Annotated in this window: 26 protein-coding genes; 11 read left to right on the forward strand and 15 right to left on the reverse strand. The window is 71.6% G+C overall.

The window, feature by feature from the left end; all coding sequences use genetic code 11:
• Positions 1 to 66: 66 nt before the first annotated feature.
• From BJ963_RS14945 to BJ963_RS14965, 5 genes are all read right to left on the reverse strand, one after another.
• Positions 67 to 597: a hypothetical protein gene (locus BJ963_RS14945; protein ID WP_179457362.1), complete on the reverse strand. Its 531-nt coding sequence runs from the start codon at positions 595 to 597 to the stop codon at positions 67 to 69.
• Positions 598 to 697: 100 nt separating this feature from the next.
• Positions 698 to 1,600 (reverse strand): DUF3800 domain-containing protein, encoded by a 903-nt coding sequence (locus BJ963_RS14950; RefSeq protein ID WP_179457363.1) that lies wholly within the window; start codon positions 1,598 to 1,600, stop codon positions 698 to 700.
• Between the two features lie 162 nt (positions 1,601 to 1,762).
• Entirely contained in the window at positions 1,763 to 2,068 is a 306-nt protein-coding gene (locus BJ963_RS14955; RefSeq protein WP_089915866.1) for an AzlD domain-containing protein, read from the reverse strand.
• Positions 2,065 to 2,805: an AzlC family ABC transporter permease gene (locus BJ963_RS14960; RefSeq protein ID WP_179457364.1), complete on the reverse strand. Its 741-nt coding sequence runs from the start codon at positions 2,803 to 2,805 to the stop codon at positions 2,065 to 2,067. The genes BJ963_RS14955 and BJ963_RS14960 overlap by 4 nt, the downstream gene beginning before the upstream one ends.
• A gap of 31 nt (positions 2,806 to 2,836) precedes the next feature.
• Positions 2,837 to 3,382 (reverse strand): TetR/AcrR family transcriptional regulator, encoded by a 546-nt coding sequence (locus BJ963_RS14965; RefSeq protein ID WP_089915860.1) that lies wholly within the window; start codon positions 3,380 to 3,382, stop codon positions 2,837 to 2,839.
• 89 nt (positions 3,383 to 3,471) lie between these two features.
• Here BJ963_RS14965 and BJ963_RS14970 point away from each other — a divergent pair, with 89 nt between their 5' ends.
• A complete protein-coding gene (locus BJ963_RS14970) occupies positions 3,472 to 4,719 on the forward strand; it encodes an MFS transporter (protein WP_179457365.1) in 1,248 nt (415 codons plus the stop codon).
• On the opposite strand, the gene BJ963_RS14975 is transcribed toward BJ963_RS14970, so the two are convergent.
• Both BJ963_RS14975 and BJ963_RS14980 read right to left on the reverse strand, forming a co-directional pair.
• The gene (locus BJ963_RS14975) at positions 4,703 to 5,722 is read right to left on the reverse strand and encodes an NADPH:quinone reductase (protein WP_179457366.1); all 1,020 of its coding nucleotides are present in this window, start codon (positions 5,720 to 5,722) and stop codon (positions 4,703 to 4,705) included. The genes BJ963_RS14970 and BJ963_RS14975 overlap by 17 nt on opposite strands.
• A 53-nt stretch (positions 5,723 to 5,775) precedes the next feature.
• Positions 5,776 to 6,963, reverse strand: coding sequence for a MarP family serine protease (locus BJ963_RS14980; protein ID WP_179457367.1), 1,188 nt, complete (start codon positions 6,961 to 6,963; stop codon positions 5,776 to 5,778).
• Positions 6,964 to 7,115: 152 nt separating this feature from the next.
• On the opposite strand from BJ963_RS14980, the gene BJ963_RS14985 reads away from it, so the two are divergent.
• A complete protein-coding gene (locus BJ963_RS14985) occupies positions 7,116 to 7,271 on the forward strand; it encodes a hypothetical protein (protein WP_179457368.1) in 156 nt (51 codons plus the stop codon).
• Between the two features lie 22 nt (positions 7,272 to 7,293).
• Here the strand turns inward: BJ963_RS14985 and BJ963_RS14990 are convergent, their stop codons facing one another.
• Both BJ963_RS14990 and BJ963_RS14995 read right to left on the reverse strand, forming a co-directional pair.
• The gene (locus BJ963_RS14990; protein ID WP_179457369.1) at positions 7,294 to 7,437 is read right to left on the reverse strand and encodes a hypothetical protein; all 144 of its coding nucleotides are present in this window, start codon (positions 7,435 to 7,437) and stop codon (positions 7,294 to 7,296) included.
• A 47-nt stretch (positions 7,438 to 7,484) separates the two neighbouring features.
• Positions 7,485 to 8,192, reverse strand: a complete 708-nt coding sequence (locus BJ963_RS14995; protein ID WP_179457370.1) for a copper resistance CopC family protein — start codon at positions 8,190 to 8,192, stop codon at positions 7,485 to 7,487.
• A gap of 114 nt (positions 8,193 to 8,306) precedes the next feature.
• Here BJ963_RS14995 and BJ963_RS15000 point away from each other — a divergent pair, with 114 nt between their 5' ends.
• The 3 genes from BJ963_RS15000 (at position 8,307) to BJ963_RS15010 (ending at position 11,996) form a co-directional block, all read left to right on the forward strand.
• Positions 8,307 to 8,981 (forward strand): response regulator transcription factor, encoded by a 675-nt coding sequence (locus tag BJ963_RS15000; RefSeq protein ID WP_179457371.1) that lies wholly within the window; start codon positions 8,307 to 8,309, stop codon positions 8,979 to 8,981.
• A gap of 3 nt (positions 8,982 to 8,984) precedes the next feature.
• Positions 8,985 to 10,661, forward strand: a complete 1,677-nt coding sequence (locus BJ963_RS15005) for a hypothetical protein (protein WP_179457372.1) — start codon at positions 8,985 to 8,987, stop codon at positions 10,659 to 10,661.
• A gap of 330 nt (positions 10,662 to 10,991) precedes the next feature.
• Entirely contained in the window at positions 10,992 to 11,996 is a 1,005-nt protein-coding gene (locus tag BJ963_RS15010; protein WP_343037295.1) for a hypothetical protein, read from the forward strand.
• A 32-nt stretch (positions 11,997 to 12,028) separates the two neighbouring features.
• Here BJ963_RS15010 and BJ963_RS15015 read toward each other — a convergent pair whose 3' ends face one another.
• From BJ963_RS15015 to BJ963_RS15030, 4 genes are read right to left on the reverse strand one after another with little or no spacing between them, the layout of a single operon-like run.
• Positions 12,029 to 12,685, reverse strand: coding sequence for an NUDIX domain-containing protein (locus BJ963_RS15015; protein ID WP_179457373.1), 657 nt, complete (start codon positions 12,683 to 12,685; stop codon positions 12,029 to 12,031).
• A 39-nt stretch (positions 12,686 to 12,724) separates the two neighbouring features.
• Positions 12,725 to 13,765, reverse strand: a complete 1,041-nt coding sequence (locus BJ963_RS15020; protein WP_179457374.1) for a YhjD/YihY/BrkB family envelope integrity protein — start codon at positions 13,763 to 13,765, stop codon at positions 12,725 to 12,727.
• Complete coding sequence (locus tag BJ963_RS15025; RefSeq protein WP_179457375.1) at positions 13,755 to 14,033, reverse strand: hypothetical protein; 279 nt, start codon at positions 14,031 to 14,033, stop codon at positions 13,755 to 13,757. The genes BJ963_RS15020 and BJ963_RS15025 overlap by 11 nt, the downstream gene beginning before the upstream one ends.
• On the reverse strand, positions 14,030 to 14,458 hold the full coding sequence (locus BJ963_RS15030) for a phage holin family protein (protein WP_179457376.1): 429 nt from the start codon (positions 14,456 to 14,458) through the stop codon (positions 14,030 to 14,032). Before BJ963_RS15030 ends, BJ963_RS15025 begins: the two co-directional genes overlap by 4 nt.
• Before the next feature lie 86 nt (positions 14,459 to 14,544).
• Here BJ963_RS15030 and BJ963_RS15035 point away from each other — a divergent pair, with 86 nt between their 5' ends.
• The 3 genes from BJ963_RS15035 to crcB are packed head-to-tail and all read left to right on the forward strand — an operon-like array spanning position 14,545 to position 15,886.
• Complete coding sequence (locus BJ963_RS15035) at positions 14,545 to 15,069, forward strand: universal stress protein (protein WP_179457377.1); 525 nt, start codon at positions 14,545 to 14,547, stop codon at positions 15,067 to 15,069.
• On the forward strand, positions 15,069 to 15,512 hold the full coding sequence (locus tag BJ963_RS15040) for a fluoride efflux transporter FluC (protein ID WP_179458168.1): 444 nt from the start codon (positions 15,069 to 15,071) through the stop codon (positions 15,510 to 15,512). The genes BJ963_RS15035 and BJ963_RS15040 overlap by 1 nt, the downstream gene beginning before the upstream one ends.
• On the forward strand, positions 15,509 to 15,886 hold the full coding sequence (crcB, locus tag BJ963_RS15045; protein ID WP_179457378.1) for a fluoride efflux transporter CrcB: 378 nt from the start codon (positions 15,509 to 15,511) through the stop codon (positions 15,884 to 15,886). Before BJ963_RS15040 ends, crcB begins: the two co-directional genes overlap by 4 nt.
• A 28-nt stretch (positions 15,887 to 15,914) precedes the next feature.
• Here the strand turns inward: crcB and BJ963_RS15050 are convergent, their stop codons facing one another.
• Entirely contained in the window at positions 15,915 to 16,277 is a 363-nt protein-coding gene (locus BJ963_RS15050) for a nuclear transport factor 2 family protein (protein ID WP_089879578.1), read from the reverse strand.
• 46 nt (positions 16,278 to 16,323) lie between these two features.
• Between BJ963_RS15050 and BJ963_RS15055 the strand changes: the two genes are divergently transcribed.
• Positions 16,324 to 16,827 (forward strand): hypothetical protein, encoded by a 504-nt coding sequence (locus BJ963_RS15055; protein ID WP_179457379.1) that lies wholly within the window; start codon positions 16,324 to 16,326, stop codon positions 16,825 to 16,827.
• Here the strand turns inward: BJ963_RS15055 and BJ963_RS15060 are convergent, their stop codons facing one another.
• The gene (locus BJ963_RS15060; RefSeq protein ID WP_179457380.1) at positions 16,828 to 17,280 is read right to left on the reverse strand and encodes a MarR family winged helix-turn-helix transcriptional regulator; all 453 of its coding nucleotides are present in this window, start codon (positions 17,278 to 17,280) and stop codon (positions 16,828 to 16,830) included.
• Between the two features lie 122 nt (positions 17,281 to 17,402).
• On the opposite strand from BJ963_RS15060, the gene BJ963_RS15065 reads away from it, so the two are divergent.
• Both BJ963_RS15065 and BJ963_RS15070 read left to right on the forward strand, forming a co-directional pair.
• On the forward strand, positions 17,403 to 18,608 hold the full coding sequence (locus BJ963_RS15065) for an MFS transporter (RefSeq protein ID WP_179457381.1): 1,206 nt from the start codon (positions 17,403 to 17,405) through the stop codon (positions 18,606 to 18,608).
• Positions 18,609 to 18,656: 48 nt separating this feature from the next.
• Positions 18,657 to 19,592, forward strand: a complete 936-nt coding sequence (locus BJ963_RS15070) for a hypothetical protein (RefSeq protein ID WP_179457382.1) — start codon at positions 18,657 to 18,659, stop codon at positions 19,590 to 19,592.
• Positions 19,593 to 19,628: the final 36 nt, after the last annotated feature.

Raw genomic sequence — 19,628 nt, forward strand, 5'->3', positions numbered from 1 at the left:
GCTCCGGCCCCTTTCCCGATCCGTCCCCCGACGGGATCGGTCCCCCTGGCCGAGCCTGATGTCAGGCTAGGGCGCGCCCGCTGCCACCGACATCGGTGGCAGCACGGATATATGCATTGCGTGCCCGCTCGCGGTCGGGCGGCCGGGCGCCTGACGCCGAAGCGCCGCCCGGTAGAACCGGAGGAGCTCGGCGGCCGAGGGGCGCTGCGCGGTTATCGTCGCGGCGTCCGTGCGGCGCGCGGCCATATGGTGGCGCCACGATTCGGCGGCGCACCGGTGGTCCCAGGCCGCAGCCGCTGCGGCCTCGAGCGTTCGGCACCAGCCGATCAGCTCCCGTCCGGATGAGGCCGGCGCCCAGGTGACCACCCGGAACCACACGTCCGGTCGATTGGGGTCGCCGAACGCGAAGCGGCGGATCACGCCGTACGGGCTGCCGAGCGCGCCCTGGCGCAGCAGCCACTCGGTGGGCTGCGCATTCGCCACCGGGTGCCAGGATGCGCTCACGGCGTCACGGTATGCGAGGCCGCCGACACCGCGGATCCGGCGGCGACGCGCTTTGTACACCGCGTCGTCGACGGGGCCGATGATCGACGTCATGTCCATCGGCGGCGCCCGCCCGGCCGCCCTAGCATCCCTCCATGACCCCCGGTGCCGCAGTCGATCAGGAACGCGCCGACGACGACGTCGTCATCCTCGGCTACGACTGATTTCGTTCGGCTGCGCCCCTCATCCTCCGCCAAACAGCCGGATCTACGTGGCTGCCGACCAGATGTCCGGCTGGCCGCGGGTGGACTGCACGATCGCTCTTGAAGACATCTGAGTGGTTGAGGTCGGGGACCGATCGATGCCATAGGTGAACTTTCGATTCGTGTGTGAATGTCCCTCGAATGGATGGCAGTGTCTTGCGATCAGTCACCCAGGCGTAGGGCGAATCGCGAATGAGCTGGTAGTCGATGGCTCGGCTCACGCAGGCCGCGGTCCAATCGGCGAACTGGATGTTCGAGCTCAACACGCTGTCGACGTGCATCGGCGGCTCGATGATTCGTCGCATCTCCGGGTATTCGTAAGCACGCCCGAGGATGTGCCCATACATCGCGGGAAGTCGCTCTGCCCGGGTCTTCTCGTTCACTTGGTCGATCATGACCATGACATTCGAACCCCGGCTCTCAGCGTGGCGCGCGAGTCGATTGAGAGCTTCGCGCATTGCGGCCGTTTCACGGTCAGCGACATTGAGGCTGGTCTGCTTCGGGGTGCCGATCGGCTTCTCGTCGGCGTAATAGAACAGAGCGCCAGCCATCTGACGGACCTGCTTCACCAGCGCGTCGAAGACTCGAAGATGCTGCGGAAAGCGCTGCGACGTATCCCGCCGGAAGACGCTCGCTCCCTTTTTCTCCCAGCGCCCGGAATGAGGCGCGTTCTCCATGACGTCCGGGAAGAGCGAACGCTTGCTCTGATTGAAGAGGCTTCCGAAAGATCGCGCCTGTTGTTCCGGAATGATGAACCCCGCGTAGCCGAAGGCAGGACTGGTGTTGAACCGATCGTGGTCCCGCGCGACGAACGCGCCGGGTTCACCTATTTCATCGATATACGCGAGGAGCACGCCCCGATTATGCCGTGCAACGCAGAAACCCACGCCGAAGCGTGGGTTTCTCGAATCGGCGCTCGGGGAACTATTTCATCCCTAGCTACCTGCAGTAACTCTACGAAGAAGTAGAGCCGCTTGCAACGTCAGGGCGGGTCTCGTTCCAGCGTCGATCGGCGGTCAGGTGAACAGCCGGATGAGCGCCGCGACCACCGCGGCCGCCGGCACGACGACGATGAAGGGCACCCGCAGCGCGTAGAGCCCTGCGGCGATCGCGACGGCAGGCAGGCGGGCGTCGAGCTGGAGCGACTGGCCGGCGCCGAGCGTCTGGACGCAGATCAGGGCGGCGAGGAGCGCGGCCGTCAGGAGGTCGCTGACACGCGCCACGGTCGGGTGGTCGAGAGCCCTCGGCGGCACCAGCCAGCCGACGGCTTTGAGCCCGAGCACGCAGATCGAGGCGAGCAGGATGACGTGCCAGGTGGTCACGGCTCCACCTCCCGTTCCATGGGCACCGCCTCGGGATGCGGAGGGTCGTCCCTGCGGCCGAACAGGTTGAAGACGCCGACGACGATGGCGACGACCGCGGCCGCCAGCACGGGGAGGCCGGGGGTGAGGAACGGCGTCAGCAGCGTGGCGACGAAGCCGCCAGCGACGGCTACGGCCTGGGTCTGGCGCGCCTTCAGCCGGGGCCAGAGCAGGCCGAGGAAGGCGGCGGCAGCGGCGGCATCCAGCCCGTACGCCTTCACGTCGCCGATCAGGTCGCCGAGGAGGGCGCCGGCCAGCGTCATCAGGTTCCAGCCGATGTAGACGACGAGTCCGGTGACCCAGAACCCGATCCGCTGCGCACGCGGCTCGCTCTGCGCGGTCGCGACGGCGGTCGACTCGTCGATCGTCAGCTGGGTCGCCGCCGCGCGCTTCCAGAAGCCGGGGCCGATGATGCGGGAGAGACGCAGCGCGTAGAACGAGTTGCGCACGCCGAGCAGGGCGGCGCTGACGATCGCCGTCCCGCCGGCCGCGGCGCCGCCGGACGCGAGGACGCCGATGAGGGCGAACTGCGATCCGCCGCTGAACATGACCAGGCTGAGGACGCAGGTCTGCCAGACGTCGAGTCCGGAGGCCGTGGCCAGGGCACCGAAGGAGATGCCGTAGACGGCGGTCGCCACCCCGACCGCCCAGCCGGAGCGGGCCGCGGCGCGTTCCTCACTGGTCCGTTCCTGGGGCATCGCCTCCCGACACTACCGGGTGGCGGAGGGGTCAGCGGAACAGGCGCTCGACCAGGTGTTCGGCGGTGGTGTCCTCGAGCGTCCAGGGCACGAAGATCACGCGGTAGATGATCGGCGCGACGACGACGTCGAGGATGTCGTCGTCGGTGACGGGGGAGTCCGGGTAGCGCTGGAGGATCAGCCCCGCCTCGGTGCGCCGGTTGCGCAGGCAGTTCGACTGCCGTTCGCCGGCCGCCGAGGCGCCGCCGCGAAGGAGCGCGGCATTGACCGGGTTGCGATAGTGCTCGACGAGCTCGGAGGCCCACGCGGTGAGGTCGCGCTGCAGGTCGCCGTTCTCGGGGAGCGGTCGCGCGGGATCGAGCTGGTAGGTGGCGATGTCGTTGATGAGAGTCGGGAGGTCGCCCCAGCGACGGTAGATGCTGGTCGGGTTGACGCCGGCGCGCTCGGCGATCATCGGAACGGTGACGCGGTCCTGGCCCTTCTCTTCGACGAGCTCTTCGACCGCGGTGCGCACGTTGTGGATGACCGCGGCGCTGCGTCCGCCCGTCCGCTTCGACGGAGTGGTCTTCGTGTCCATGGGAATAGCTTAAAGCAAATTCCGTTGCTTTATCGCACATCCCTTTGTATAGTCGCTAAAGCAATCTGATTTGCTTTAAGGAGATCGACATGACGACAGCCGAAGAGACCATCGCCACCGGTGGGATGTGCGCGGTCCGGCCCGCTCGCAGTGCTCGATCCCGCAGGCTCCGCCCCGCGGCGGCGTTCGCCGGGACCGCGCTCGCCTTCGTCGCCGTCGCCCTGGCGGTCGGCGCCCCGAGCCCGCTGTTCGTGCTGTACGAGCAGCAGTGGGGCTTCCAGCCGTGGCTGCTCACCGTGGCGTTCGCCATCTACGCCCTGACGCTCCTCATCACGCTGCTCATCGCCGGGTCGCTCTCCGACCACATCGGCCGGCGGCCCGTGCTGATCGGGGCGCTCGCGCTGCAGATCGTGGCGATGCTGATCTTCCTGTTCGCACCCGACATCGGCTGGATCATCGGCGCCCGCTCGGTGCAGGGTGTCGCAACGGGCGCCGCCATGAGCACCTTCACCGCGGCCCTGGTGGAGCTCGCGCCCGAGCGGCAGAAGAAGCTCGGCGCGACCATCGGCAGCACGGCTCCCGTCGGCGGCATCGCCATCGGCGCCTTCCTGACCGGGCTCGCCGTGCAGTTCGTCCCGCAGCCCACGATCGTCGTGTTCGTTGCGCTCGCCGTGCTCTTCGCGGCCGGGATCGTCGTCATCGTCGCGTCGCCGGAGACGGTCGAGCGCCGCCCCGGCGCCGTTCGCTCGCTCATCCCGCGCCTGCTCGTCCCCCGGGAGGCCCGCGGCGAGTTCGTGGCGGCCATCCCGCTCTTCCTGGCCACCTGGATGCTCGCCGGCCTCTTCATCGGCCTGTCCCCGTCCATCCTGCACGGCGTCTTCCACCTCGACAGCGGCCTGCTCAACGGCGCGATCGTCGCCGTGCCGCCGGCCGTCGGGGCGCTCGCCGGGCTGCTGCTGACCCGCGCCGCCGCGCGCCTGACCGTCGTGTGGGCGATGGCCGCGATCGTCGTCGGTGTCGCGGTCGCGGCGGTCGGCATCGCCGCGGCGATCCTCCCGCTCCTGTTCGCGGGCGCCGTCGTGGCGGGCGGAGGCTTCGGAGCCGGCTTCTCGGCGATGCTCCGCATCCTCGCGCCGCTCGCCCCGAACGACCAGCGGGCCGAGCTGTTCGCCGGCGTCTTCCTGGTCAGCTACCTGGCCTACGGCCTCCCCGCCCTGGTCGCCGGCGAGCTGATCACGACGATCGGCCTGCTGCCGACGGCCCTCGGCTACTCCGCGGCCATCGCGGCGGCGGCGGTCGCGGCGCTCGTGGTGCAGGCGGTCAGGACACGTCGATGAGCACCTTGCCCACGATGCCGTCCTCGACGGCGTCGTGGGCCGCTGCCGTCTGATCGAGCGGGAACCGCGTGATCGGGAGGCCGTGCTCCTCGCCCACGCGCAGGGCGCCGTCGGCGGCAGCGGCGGCGACCGCGCGTACGGCGGCCTCCTTGTTCTCCGGGTCGACCGTGTACGTGAGCACGAACTGCCAGCGGAGGTTCTTCGACATGCTGGGCCGGACCGGGATCGTCACCTCGCCGGCGCCGGGTGCGTCGGCGTAGCTGGCGATCGTGGCGTTGCGGCCGGCGACCTTGACGTCGAGCGCCGCGTTGGCGATCACGTTCACCTCCACCACGATGTCGACGCCGCGAGGCGCGAGGGCGCCGATCGCCTCCGCGGTGTCCGGGTCGGTGTAGTTGACGACGTGGTGGGCTCCGGCCGCCCGGGCCAGCTCGGCCTTCTCATGGCTGCTGACCGTGGCGATGACCGTGGCCCCCGCCCAGACGGCGAGCTGGATGGCGGCGTGGCCGACGGCCCCGGCCCCGCCGGCGACGAGCACGGTGCGTCCCTCCAGCGAGCCGGGGGAGAGCTGCGCGGGCGCGTGCTCGTACGCGGTCAGCGCGCGGTGGGCGGTGAGCGCCGGGATGCCGAACGAGGCCCCCTCGTCGAAGCTCACGTCGTCGGGCAGGGCGACGACCAGGTTCTCGGGAAGGACGACCAGCTCCTGCGCGGTGCCGTCGGGGCGCTGGTAGGCGGCATCCCACACCCACACGCGATCGCCCGCGCGGGACGCGGTGACGCCGTCGCCGACCTCGTCGACGACGCCGGCGCCGTCCTGGTTCGGAACCTGCGGCCGGGGGAGCTCCGCCGGACCGCCACCGCGCCGGGCCTTCCAGTCCGTGGGGTTCACACCGGACACGTGGATGCGCACACGCACCTCGCCGCGCCCGGGGTGCGGCTCCGGGCGCTCGCCGATGGTCAGGACGTCGGAGTCGCCTGTCGCGGAGTAGCTCACTGCCTTCATGTGACAAGCCAACCACGGCGTCCGGCGGCGCGGGAGTTCGTGCGCTGAGCGTGTCAGCCCGCCGAGCACGCGCCGGAGCTGATCGGGGCGGAGCCCACCGACGACAGCACCGGCCGCAGCTCGGCGAGAGTGAGCGCGTATCCGGTGTCAGGGTTCGTGGCACTACGGGCGAACACGACCCCGGCCACCCGACCCTGGGCGTCGAGCAGCGGGCCACCCGAGTTGCCGGGGCGGACGACGCCGCGCAGCGAGTAGATGTCGCGGTCGACCGAACCGCTCTGGTAGATGTCGGTGCCGCGCGCCATGACCCGGTCGCGCACCCGCTGCGGTGAGACGGTGAAGGGTCCGTTGCCCGGGTACCCGGCCGCGTAGGCGGCGGCGTCGGCGGTCAGGTCCGGACCGATGTCGAGCGCCGGAGCGGTCAGGTCGGTCACGTCGAGCACGGCGAGGTCGCGCGACGGGTCGAACGCGACGAGGGTCGCACGCTCCACATCCTGGCTCCCGGACATCCGGACCACGACGGAGGACGAACCGGCGACCACGTGCGCATTGGTCACGACCCGGCCGCGCTGCACGACCCAGCCGCTGCCCTCGGAGTCGACCCCGCACGCCGGCTTGGAGGCGAGCACCGTGACGACCGACTGCTCGGACGCCGAGACGGCGGCCGGGACGGAGCCGTCCGGTGCCGGCACCGCCTTGATGGTCTCGGCACCCGCGAACACCTGGGGGAGCCCCGCTCCAGCGAGGGCGTCGTCCACCGCGCCGAGGACGGTCGACGACGGCAACGGCGCGATGCTGTTGAGCGTGGCGACCACCCGCGACGAGTTGGCCGCCTGCACGACCGTCGCCAGGCTGGTTGCCATCGCGAAGCCGGCCAGCAGCCAGACGACGACCGCCCAGGTGGCGAGCCCGAGCACGGCGCCGACGAGGGAGTCGAGCCAGCGGATGGGGCCGTGCCGCAGGAGTCTGCCGATGATGCTCGCCAGGGCGCCCGCGATGGCGTAGACCACGCCGGCGCAGACGATGATGACGACGGCCGCGACGACGGACCGCTGCGTCACGCCCCCGAATCCAGAGGCCGCGAACCAGCCGACGACGATGGGGGCGATGGTCAGCCCCAGCCAGAGACCGAGACCCAGGCCGACGAGCGTGCCGGCCGAACGGATGGCGCCCTTGCTCCATCCCGCCGCGATCGCGAGGATGCCGAGCACCACGAGCACGACGTCGACGACGATCTCCACGAGGCTTACCCTGCCCCACGAGACTGGATGCCCGCTCAACCGCGGCCCTGCGGGAGCTGGCGATCAGCTGTCTGCCCCGGCGGCCTGTCGGCCCGGGCGACGCAGGTCTACCGTTCGAGGCTCCACCGCATCCCGAGACGAAGGAGCACGTCATGTCCGGTTCCCGACCAGACGAACCGCTCGCGAACGGCGACGACGAGCGCGAAGACCTCGACGCGGGTGAGCGTCAGTACACGAGCGCCGACCTGACGGCGCACGACCCGCAGCACGGACAGCTCGAGGAGGCCGGAGAGGGCGAGGAGCCCTAGCCGTTCGGAGTGGGCGGCCCGCTCAGAGGCGGCCGTCCTCCTCGTCGCCGTCGTCGACGGCGTCCGGCTCCGGCTGGGGAGCCGGCACGATGTCCGGATCCATCTGCTCCTCCGGCACGACGTCCGGGAAGTCTTCGGTCTGCTGGTCGGTCGGCTGTCTACCCATGCGCGAACGCTACGCCCGGAGTTCCCGGCCCGAAAGCCCCGTCCGCGTCAGCGATCGTCGTGAGAACTCTCGAAGCGCGTGTCGGCGTCCGGTGCGGACGGGCGGCGCCGCCGGGCGGTCAGCAGTACGATCACGACGCCGATGACCGCCAGCACCACGATGACGACGGCGATGCCGATCACGAGTCCGAGGTCGGTGCCGGAGGCCTGCGTCGTCGGCTGCGGCGTCGACGCTGCGGCGGTCGCGCTGGGGCCGCTGCCCACCTGCGCGGACGGCGACGCCGGCTCCGTGGTCGCGGGTGCGCTCGCCCCCGCGGCTCCGCAGGCGGAGGCCTCCGAGCCCGCGGACGCCGGGGTTCCGGCCGGCGGCTGATACGTGAACGCGTAGGACGACGAGACGGTGTGCCCGTCGGCCGACACGATCTGATAGGTGACGGTGTAGCGGCCGGCGCCGCCCAGGGCGACCGGTGCGCTCAGCGCGGTGTCGGCGACGGTGGCGCATCCCGTCTCGAAGTGGCGGGTGCCTGCATCGGGACCCGTGACGGTGAGCAGATTGGTCGATCCCGTGCCGGAGAGGTCCAGCACTCGATCGTTGAAGGTCACGGTCACCGTCGTGAGCGCTGAGGTCACGGTGGCGTCGGCGGCCGGGTCGCTGCCGACGACGTAGTCGTGAGCCGATGCGGCAGCCACCGGAGCGAGTGCGAGGGCAGCGGCCGCGGCGATGCCTGCGGCCGCGGCGAGCAGCCGGGTCGTCATGCTCAGAACCCTACGCCGTGCTGATCCGGGCCTCCCGTGCTCGGAGGGCGGACGGACCACAACGGGGGTCGCCGGACAGCGGGAACGCCGGGCGTGTCGCGTTATTCTGACGGGATGGACGAGTCTGCGCGGGCGGTGGGGAGCACCTGGCTCCGTCGCGCACTCGTCGTCGAAGATCACGCCCTGATGCGCTCCCTCGTCTCCGATGCCTTCCGTGCCCGCGGATTCGAGGTCGCGTCCGCCGAATCCGCCGTCGAGGCCCTCGCTCTGGCCGACTCCTTCGACCCGGACCTGCTGGTGACCGACATCGACCTCCGGCAGCGACCGAACGGGGTCGAGCTGGCGACCATCCTGCGTGCGCGCGCCCCGCACGTCGCCGTCCTGTTCCTGAGCAACCTGTCCCGCGACGCCGCCTCCTCGCACGCGCACAGCACCGTGGCAGGGGCGTCCTTCGTCAACAAAGCCGCCGTCGAGTCGGTCGACGAGCTCGTGGATGCGGCGGAGGCCGTGCTGGCCGACCGGCCCGTCTCCCGCGACCTCACCGCTTCGGACGCCCAGGCGCGCCTGCTGCGCCTGACCGCGGCGCAGCTGGAGACCACCCGGCTGCTGGCCGCCGGCCTGTCGAACGCTGAGATCGCCCGGCGGAGAGGCGTCTCCGTGCGCGCCGTCGAGAAGAGCGTCGAGCGGGTGTTCGCCGCGCTGGGGCTCGGCGGCGAGCGCTCGACACCCCGCGTCGCGGCCGCAACGCTGTACACGACGACGTTCGGCGATCCCTCCTCGGGGCTCTGAGCCGTGCTGCAGACGAACGTCCGCCGCTCCGTCGCCCGCGTCTACGGGCCGTCGGCGATCACCGTGTGGTCGTGGCTCATCACACTTCCCTTCGCGGTGACCGTGATGTCGGGGCTGCAGTACGTCGAGGGCGGGCCTCTGCAGGTGCTCGCGGTCTCCGCTCTGGCCCACGGCATCCTCGGCGGCGTCCTGCTGGCCGGCGCCGCTCTGCTGCGCCCGGTGCGCGGGCGAGCCCGGCCCGTCGTGGTGTTCCTGATCTTCGCCGTGGCGGGCGGACTGCGGCCCATCCTCTTCCTGGAGGCGGGCGGCCTCCTCTCCATCCCGGTCGTCCCGGGCGACCTGGTCGGGCGGATCGCCATCAACGTCGTCGCGCTCGTCGCGGCGTTCTCCCTGATCGCCGTCGGTGTCGACCTCGTCCGGGAGCACCGCGGCGTGTTCCGGCGGCTCCGGTCGGCGCAGCGGGCGTCGCAGCGCGACGTCGAGAGCGCAGCGGAGCGGCTCCGGGAGCTGCGCGCGGGCACGGTGGACGATGTCGTCGCGGCCCTCGAGGAGGCCGCCGCATCGGCCGCAGCCCGGCCGATGGAGCCGAGCGCGGCCGCCCGGATGCTGCGCAGGCTCGCCGAGGACGTCGTGCGGCCGGCGAGCCACCGCGTCTATGCCACTCCGGCACCGGACGAGGCCGCAGAGGTCTCGGCCGCAGGGGCGCGGGAATGGTCGGCCGCCGTGCTCGGCGGGATGCGCGCTGCTCCGCCGCTCATGACCGCCGCCCTCTTCTCGGTGCTGGTGGTGCCGTTCGGGATGCTCCTGTTCGGACCGGTCAGCGCGCTCGCGATCGCCGTGGGCTTCGTGGTGCTGCTCGTGGCCAATGCCGTCGTCGCCCGCCTCCGCCTGCCGCACCATCCCATCCCGAGACTGCTTCTCCTCGGCGGCGCGTACACCGCGGTCGGGGTGCTGCTGACGCTCAGCGGCGAGACGACCCTTCTCGTGCTGGGGGTGCGGCCCGACGCCGTCTGGTTCGAAGTGCTGACCTACCCCCTGATCGCCCTGTCGGTGGCGTTCGTCGTCTCCCTCGCCGTCCGGACGCGACTCGATCAGGCGGAGCTCGAGACGGCACTGCAGTCGAACGTCGCGGCGGCCGCCCGCATCCGCGCGGAGTACGAGCGCGAGCGCGCGTCCCTCGCCCGCCTGCTGCATGCCGGCGTGCAGTCGGAGCTGATCGCCGGGGCGCTGTCGCTGACGGCCTCCGCGGGCCCGGGCGATGCCGGTGCACGCATGGCGGAGATCGTCGGTCGCGCGCGCGACGCCCTCCGGGGCCCGCATTCGGAGCCGGGCGCCGCCGAGCAGGTGCGGACCCTGCTCGACAGCTGGTCCTCCGCCATCGACCTGACCGCGAGGATCGGCGACGGCGCCTGGGAGCGGCTGGGGGACGCGTCGCGGTCCGCCGCGGTCGTCGACGCGATCTCGGAGGGGCTGGCGAACGCCGTGCGGCACGGCGACGGCTCGCCTGTCGCTCTGGAGCTGCGCCCGGCCGACCCCGGAGGCGTCGAGGTCGTCGTGCGCTCGGGCGGAGTGCTCGCCGCGTCGGAGGCCGGCATCGGCCTGAAGCAGCTCTCGGAGCGCGGGACGGTCGCGCTGCGCGAGCGGTCCGGGCGTGTCGAACTCGCTGTCGCCATCCCCTGACCGGATGCTGAACGGCCGGTCGTGCCAGCCGTATCCCGTGGCTGCGCGATCCCTTGCGGCGCCTAGGTTCTCAGAGGACGGACGACGTCGCCGACCCCGGTCCCGGATGGGGGCCCCTGCGTGACCCGAACGCGCGGGAACGGCCCCCGGCCGGGATCTATTCGTCTGCATTGATGGAACATCCAGCCGGAATCGGGTAGAAAGGATCGGTACGCTTTCGCGCCCCACCCCCCTGGCGCGAACATCCGTCCGTCTCGCCAAGGAAGTACCAGCAGCTTGCCCCATCCCACTCCCTCAGTGCGGCCTCGCCGCAGTCTCAGGGCACCCGTCGTGGTGGATGTGGAGCAGCAGCCCGAATTGTCGGACGACCCGGTCAGCGCGTTCACGACCGCCGAGGAACTGACGGCGACGCAGACCTTCCCCAGCCGCCGCGCACGCCTCGAGGCCGAGCGCAGCAAGCCGGCGAAGCGCGAGCGCGTCATCGTGCGGCCGACCCGCGACGGACGTGACGCCACGACCGTAGCCCGCACAGAGCGTGCGGCCCGGCCTCCGCGCCGCGCCCGTGCCGCGCGACCCGCGCGTGCGGCCCGCAACGAAGGCCGCCGCTGGGGCGTCCACGCCGTCGTCATGCTGGCGCTGGCCGCCTTCTTCGGCACCGCGGCGCTCCCGGCCTACGCGACGACGGGCGAGGGCTCGACGGTCGGCGCAGCGCGCACCGCACTGGCGGTGCAGACGCTGACCGGCGGCGGTGTGACCCAGGTGGTCGCCCGCGACGGCCTCGACATCCAGGAGAGCCCGCAGGCGCTCGACTCCACCACCAACTCGACGGTGTCTCCGACGGTCCAGGCGCTCGCCGTGCAGCTCATGGGTGCTGTCGCAGCCGGCCGGCTGGTCGGCTCGACGCCCAACCACATCCCCGAGATCGCCGACCTCGCCGAGGGCCGGGCGGTCCCCGGCTGCGGCGTCGACTACCGCGTGCTGCAGGCGATCTCGATCGCGCTGGACAACTTCAACCAGGTGGGCGTCAGCGACATCAACCGTCGCTGCACCGGCCAGATCGAGGGAGCGGGCACCGAGTCGGCCCACTACGCCGACGGCGGCGGTCACGCCCTCGACTTCTACCTGCTCAACGGCTCCCCGCTCACCGGCGGCGACGCGAAGTCGGTCCAGCTGATCAAGATCCTCGACCCTCTCGTGCCGGACGGCACGGGCCTCGGTCAGATCGGCTGCCGCTCCTCGATGGACCTCACGAACTTCAAGCCGTTCGACGACACGTGCAACCACCTGCACATCGACTTCCTCAAGTCGGCCGGCTCCGCGCTCCGCTACGGCTGATCCCGGTCCCGACGGACCGACCCCCTCCGCGTTCAGCCGAAGAGGGTGAGCGCCGCCCACTGCAGCAGGATGACGGTCTTGCCGTCGACGATCCGGCCGTCCGCGACCAGCTGGAGGGCCTCGTCGTAGCCGATGACGACGGGCTCGATCTCCTCGCCCTCCTCCTCGACGCCTCCGCCACCGGCGACGTCGGCGGGCACGTAGGGCGCGGCATAGAAATGCACCCGCTCGGTGACCGACCCCGGGCTCATGTAGAGGTCGAAGAGGTGCGTCAGCTCGCCGATCCCCACGCCGAGCTCCTCGGCCGCCTCGCGACGGATGGCGTCCTCCGGTGAGTCGCCGTCGAGCAGACCGGCAGCCGACTCGATCAGCATCCCGTCGGAGTGCCCGTTGACGTAGGCCGGGAAGCGGAACTGCCGCGTCAGCAGGAGCGTGCGGCCGATCGGATCGTAGAGCAGCACGGTCGCGCCGTTGCCGCGGTCGTAGGTCTCGCGCGCCTGCGTCGTCCACTCGCCGTCGCGTCCGCGGTAGTCGAAGGTGGTGCGCCGGAGCACGTGCCAGCCGTCGGAGGTGACCTCGACGTCGCGCACGCGGACATCCGGGTTGCCGGAGAGGTCGAGGCCGGTCCGGTGCAGACCCGTGCGCCCTCGGCTGTCGGGCTGGTCGTGTCCGGGTCGTCGGTCGCTCATGCTCTCGAGACTACCGACCGCTCCGGCCGTGTCCGGGCGTCAGCGGTAGCGGCGGCGGAGCTCCCGCGCGGCCAGGATGTCCCCGGCGTGCGCCTCGCGCGCCTTCAGGACCGCCTTGTCCGACTTGAGCGGAAGCCGCAGCACGTCGTCCGCCTCGATGCCCGCGACGAGCTCCCGTGCGCGCTCGACCTCCGAGTCGAGCTCCGCGCCCAGCAGGAGCGCGTTGTTCGCGATCCAGATCCACAGCAGGAAGACGATGATGCCGGCGAGAGCCCCGTAGGTGCGGTCGTAGTTGCCGAAGGTGCCGACGTAGAAGGCGAACAGCGCCGAGGCGATGCCGAGCACGACGATCGCGGCGAGCGAGCCGGGCGTCAGCCAGCGGAACCGCGGATGCTTCACGTTCGGCGTCGACGCGTAGAGCACAGCGAGGAGCAGCACGAGGACGATGACGACGATCGGCCAGCGGAGGATCGACCACGCCACCTGGAAGGCCTCGTCGAGCCCGATCAGGCTGCCCAGGAAGGATGCGATCGGGCCTGACACCACCAGCAGGAGGGCGAGCAGCGAGATCAGCACGAGGGTGAGCAGGGTGACACCCAGCTGGACGGGCCGGAGCACGAGCGCCGTGCGACCCTCCGGGACCCCGTACACACGGTTGAGAGCCCGGCCGAAACCGCCGACGTATCCCGACGCGGACCACACCGCGCCGACGATCCCGATGACGAGCGCCCAGCCCGTGGCGGGAGAGGACGCGAGGCTCTCGATCGGACCCTTCAGCACGTCGGTCATCCCGGGCGCCAGCTCGTTGACCATCCCGAACAGAGCGTCGATGCCCGCCTGGCTCTGGCCGACGATGCCCAGGATGCTCACGAGCGCCAGGAGCGCCGGGAACAGCGACAGCACGGCGAAGTACGTCAGGCCGGCGGCGAGGTCGGTGCACTGGTCGGTGGTGAAGCTGCGCATCGTCCGCTTGAGGATGAACCCCCAGGGCAGCCGATACCAGGGCAGGCTGCGGTGATCCTCGATCCGCCTGACCGCCTTCGCCCGATCGCTCCCGACGCCGCCGTGGTCAGCCGGCACGCCCGCGTCTCCGCAGCAGGAGGGCGGCGATCCCGGCCGCGGTCCCGGTCAGAGCCAGGAAGAGACCGGCGAAGAAGGCGGGGTGCGACCGGATCTGCACACGGATGTTGAAGGTGGCGAAGAGGTCGTCGAGCGTGCTCGCGAGCTCCTCCCTGGTCACCTCGAGGTCGAGTTTGAGCGAATTGATGCCCGCGCCCTTGGGCAGCGGCGCGCGTCCGGCAGGGCGCTGTCCCTGGCGGCTCACCGATGGGGTGGTGTCCGAGGTCACGGCTGCTCTCCCTTCAGTGCTTTGGCGTCGGCGCTCAGTTCGCTGCCCAGATCGTCCGGCACCGGCGGCACGCCCTTCTTGAGGCTGCGCCACCCGATGAGGCCGAGGACGACGCCGATCAGGAGCAGGATGGCCGCGACGATGAGTGCCGCCAGCCACGCGGGGAGGATGAGCGCGAAGCCGAGGACGGCTGTGGTCACCAGAACGGCGAACGCGAAGAACAGGAACAGCAGGGCTCCGACGAGCAGGCCGGCGCCGATCCCGGCCGCCTTCGCCTTGGCGGCCATCTCCGCCTTGAAGAGGGCGATCTCCGACGCGACGAGGCGGCGCAGCTGGGCGACGAGATCCTTCGTCAGCTCAGGGAGCGGACGGAGTCCGCGGGTGGTGCGGCGGCGCTCGCGCGGCAGCGGTGGCGTATGGGCCATCGGATCGGGCTCCCTTCAGACGCTGTATGGCCGAACGTACCCCACCCCTCGGTACGAGTGAACCCGCGATGGTGCACACTAGGGACATGAACGGCAATGCGCTCTCCGGCCAGGGAGGCATCCTGGTCGCCGTCGTCCCCGGTCAGCCGGTCGCCGTGCTGGAGGAGGCCGCTCGTCTCGCGGACGATCTGGACGTCCCGCTCGTCTGCGCCAACGTCGATACCGACCGGTATCTGGTCTCGAGCTATGTCGACGGGACGGTCGTCGCGCTGCCGTACGACCCGGACCTCCCCGAGACGGAGGAGGCCCGGTTTGACCCGGACCTGGAGGCGCACATCCGCCGGTTCCTCGACGGCCGCGGCATCCCGTACGTCTTGCAGCAGCTGGCCGGAGACCCCGCGTGGTCGCTGTCGCGGCTGGCGGACGACATGGAGGCGCGGTACATCGTCGTCGGGACGCGCGAAGCGGGCCTGCGCGGCAGTCTGCGCGAGTTCTTCAACGGGTCCGTCGGCGTGCACCTGGCGCATCGCCAGCATCGGCCGGTCATCGTCGTCCCGCTGAATCCGGTCCCGGGGGCCCAGAAGCTCCCGTGGGAAGAGCCCCCGGCCTAGTGGCGGCCCGCGACCCCGCGCCCGTGCACCTGCACTGGCGCTCGATCCTGCTCGTGTTCGTGGGCGGCGCCCTGGGTGCGGCCGTCCGCTATCTGCTCACGCTGTCGGTGCCGCCGATCGCGGGCGTGCCGCTGATCACCTTCCTCATCAACGTGACGGGCGCCTTCGTGCTCGGCTGGCTGCTGCAGTCGCTCGCCCTCCGCGGGCCGGACGAGGGCCGCCGCCGCGACCTCCGGCTGCTCGTCGGCACCGGCATCCTCGGCGGGTACACCACGTACAGCTCGCTCGCGGTGGACACGGACGGGCTGATCGCCGCGCAGAGTGTCGGCCTCAGCATCCTGTACGCCGTCGCAACGGTCGCCGTCGGCGCCTTGGCGTCTGTCGCGGGCATCGCAGTGGCGTCCGGCATCGCGCGCCGCCGGGCCGGGAGGAGCGGGCGATGACCGCGTTGCTCGTCGTTGCCGTCGCGGCGGCCGGAGGAGTGGGGGCCGTCGGGCGGCTGGTGCTCGACGGCGTCCTCAAGGCGCGGGTGCGGGTCTCGTTCCCGTTCGGCACGACAGTGATCAACGTCACCGGGTCGTTCCTGCTCGGGCTGGTGACCGGGCTCGCCCTCGCCCACGGGCTGCCGCCGGAATGGCGCGCCGTGCTCGGGACGGGGTTCCTCGGCGGCTACACGACGTTCAGCACCGCGAGCTACGAGACGGTCCGCCTGGCGCAGCAGCGACGGTACCGTGCCGCGCTGTTCAACGGCGTCGGGATGCTCGTGCTGGCGCTCGCCGCTGCCGGGCTCGGCCTGTGGCTGGGGCAGCTCGCCTGACGCCATCGGCTCCGGCTCCGGCGGAGCGTCAGTCCTGGTCGGGCTCCTGCTCCATCCACCACTCGGTGAACTCCTCGGCCCGTCCGTCCTCCGCCAGCCGGATGATCCACAGGTTGCTGTAGATCGGTCCGTCGCGGTAGTCGGTCACGCCCTCGACGAAGTACACCGGGCCGTCCTGACCGAGGAGCCGCCACTCGAACGTCGCCGCACCCGGATCGTCCTGGGCGTCGAGCCAGCCCTCCACGATCTCGATGTGGCCGTCCCAGGGCTCGGCGAAGGGTTCGGTTCGGTAGCTCGCGTCCTCGGTGAACAGCGCGCGGATGTCGTCGGGCTCGTTGCTCTCCCATGCGCGTCGGTAGCGGTCGATCCAGGTGGTGAGCGCGTCGGCCATGTCCCCGTTATACGCCCTGCCCGGAGGGCACCGCTACGCTGGCGCCATGGAGGAGCCGTTCGCGTCGTGGTCGGAGTTCAACGTCGCGGTCGCCGGGGCGGGGGCCGCCCTCGGCGGATTGCTGATCGTCGCGCTCTCGGTCAACATCACGACCATCGCGGAGTCCCGCGGCCTTGCGGCGCGCGCCGGGGCATCCATCGCCGGCCTGATCCTGGGGGTCGCGCTGTCGTGCGCCGCGCTGATCCCGGGTCAGGGAGCGGTCGGCTACGGCATCCAGGTGCTGATCGGCACGGCCCTGTGCGCCGTCGTGGTCGTGCGCTCCGCGCTCGCGGTGCAGCGGGATGCGGCCCAGACCGGATTCCGCCGGTACACCGCCGAGCGGGTCGCGCTGTTCGCGATCCCGCCCGCGGTCTATGCCGTGGCCGGGGTCGTGCTCGTGCTGGCGCCGGTGCTTCCGCTCGGGCTCATCCTCGTGGCCGTCGGCACCATCCTGGCCATCGTCACGACCGTGCTGTTCTCGTGGGTCGCGCTGGTGGAAGTGCTGCGCTGATCAGGCCGGCTGCGCGCTGAGCTGGGGGAGGGCGTCCACCAGCGGGACGAGCTCCGGCACCTCGCGGGCGCCGTCGAGGGCGCGGGACAGCGCGGCGTCGTGCACCGGGCGAGCGGTGTCCAGCAGACGGTGCCCGTCCGCCGTGAGCTCGGTGTAGATGCCCCGGCGATCGTCGTCGCACAGGATGCGGGTGAGCAGTCCGCGATCCTCGAGGCGGTTCACCAGCCGGGTGGTCGCGCTCGGGCTGAGGGCGCTCGCGCGGGCGAGCTGCTGCATGCGCATGTGCCAGCCGTCCTGGCGGGCGAGGGCGTCGAGGACGGTGTACTCGACGACGGAGAGCTGCACGCCCTTGCTGAGCTCGCGTTCCAGCTCGGCCTCGATGTACCCGTGCAGGGCCGCCAGAGTGCGCCAGCCGTGCGCGCGCACCTCCACGGCGTCGTCGGCGATGCCCATCGCGCACCCCTTTCCGGTCGTCTGCACACGCGGACTTGCGTCAAGTAGTTGCACGTGCAACTATTTATAGCGCGTCTGCAACTAACAGACTAGCGCACCACCCCATCCCGAAGGAGACATCCATGCCCGCTGGCCTGATCGCCCTCGCACTCGGAGGGTTCGGCATCGGACTCACGGAGTTCGTGATCGCCGGCCTCCTGCCCGAGGTCGCCGCCGACTTCCACGTCGACGAGGCGACTGCCGGATGGCTCATCTCGGGCTACGCGCTCGCGGTGGTCGTCGGGGCGCTGGGGCTCACCGCGGCGGCCACGCGCATCCCGCGCAAGGCTGCGCTGCTCGGGCTGATGGTCCTGTTCGTCGTGGGCAACCTGCTCTCGGCCATCGCGCCGGACTACGGGGTCATGCTCGCTGGGCGCATTCTCGCGGCGCTCTGCCACGGTGCCTTCTTCGGCATCGGGTCCGTGGTCGCCGCCGGCCTCGTCGCACCCGAGAAGCAGGCGCGCGCCATCGCCGTCATGTTCACCGGGCTCACCGCGGCGAACGTCCTCGGCGTGCCGTTCGGCACTCTGCTCGGCCAGGCCTTCGGCTGGCGGTCGACCTTCTGGGCCATCACGGTGATCGGGGTGGTCGCGATGATCGGCGTGGCCCTGCTGGTGCCACGCGATGCGGCAGACCGGCCCGCGGCCGGTCTGCGCGGAGAGCTGTCCGCGTTCCGCTCCGGGCAGGTCTGGTTCTCGCTGATCGCGACCGTGCTCGGCTTCGGCGGGATGTTCGGCGCGTTCACCTACATCGCCTACACGCTCACCGGCGTCTCGGGGTTCCCTTCGTCCGCCGTGCCGTGGCTCCTCATCCTGTTCGGCCTCGGTCTGTTCGCGGGCAACTGGGTCGGCGGCCGCCTCGCCGACCGGTCCATCGACGGGACGCTGCTCTGGCTGCTCGGCGCCCTGGCCGTCGTCCTGGTGGGCTTCGCGCTTGTGGCGGGGATTCCGGTCGGCGCCGTGATCGCGCTCGTGCTCATGGGGGCGTTCGGCTTCGCGACGGTGCCGGCGCTCCAGCTGCGCGTCCTCTCCTACGCGTCCCACGCGCCGACCCTGGCCTCCGGCGGCAACATCGCGGCCTTCAACCTGGGGAACGCTCTGGGCGCGTGGCTGGGCGGGCTCACCATCGCTGCGGGCCTGGGTTACACCTCGCCGCTGTGGGTGGGCGCCGCGATGACAGTCGGAGCCCTCATCGTCGTCGCGATCGCGGCCGCCGCATCCCGGCGTCGGCCGTCGCCCGCAGAGAGCGCGGATCGCGCGAACTCCGAGGCATCGCTTCCGTTCTCGTAGACAGGGGAGTACAGTCCACTCTGTCTCGAACGGTCAGGGGGTGATCGTATGCCGGATGCTGCTCCGCAGCTGCACCCGCGCCACGTCTCCCCTGCGCGCGTGCTGATCGGCTCCCTGATCGCCGGCGCCGGACTGACCGTCCTCGGCTTCCTGATGGGCGGATCACCCGCCTCCGCGGCCGAACCCGCACCGCCGTCGACACCCGTCTCCACGGTCGTGTCGAACACGACCGGCGCCGTCGGCGACCTGCTCGGCTCGGTGACATCGGCCGTCGCGCCGGCTGTGCCGGAGCCGGTCCAGCACGTCGTCTCCGCCGTGGTGACCCCGGTCTCCGACACCGTCGACCGGGTGGTCGACCAGGCGCCGGTGTCGAGCACCGTCGATCCGGTGGTCGAGGCTGTCGACCAGGTGGTGGCACAGGTGCCCATCGTCGGCGACGTGCTGCCGCCCGCCCCCGTCTCCTCGGTCACGCAGCCGGTCACCGGCAGCGTCGACCAGGCGGTGTCGGATGTCGTCGGCGTGGTCGACACGGCCGTGGCGCCGCTGACACCGGCCGCCGCAGTGCTTCCCGTACCCGACCCGGGCGCCACGGTGTCCGCCGGTGCGGACCTCCTCGCCTCGCTTCTCACGCCCGGACAGGCGGCCGCCCCGGTCGCCGCCGTTGCGGCGGTCGGGGGCTCCTCGCTCCTCGCCGCCGTCTCTTCCTCGGCCGCGGGCGGACTCGGCGTCGGCCTGTCCGGCGCGGGCTCCGGCGGAGCGCCGGGGGGCGTGCCCGGCGGTGCGCCCGGCGGTGGTCTGCCCGGTGGCGGGACCGCCGGCACGACCGGTGGTTCCGGCGGCCAGGGCGGAGCCGCGCCCGGCGCGGCCGCAACGGCCGACGGCTTCTTCCTGCCCGGCTCCGCGTGGAGCGGGCGCATCGGCGCTGTCGCGGACGACCGCATCCCCGCGGCTCCCGTCGCCGATCACGACATCAGCCCCGACTGAGTGGGTCGCCGCTGCCTGCGAGGCAGCACGCGACCA

Source organism: Leifsonia soli, assembly GCF_013408745.1.
Taxonomy (GTDB): domain Bacteria; phylum Actinomycetota; class Actinomycetes; order Actinomycetales; family Microbacteriaceae; genus Leifsonia; species Leifsonia soli.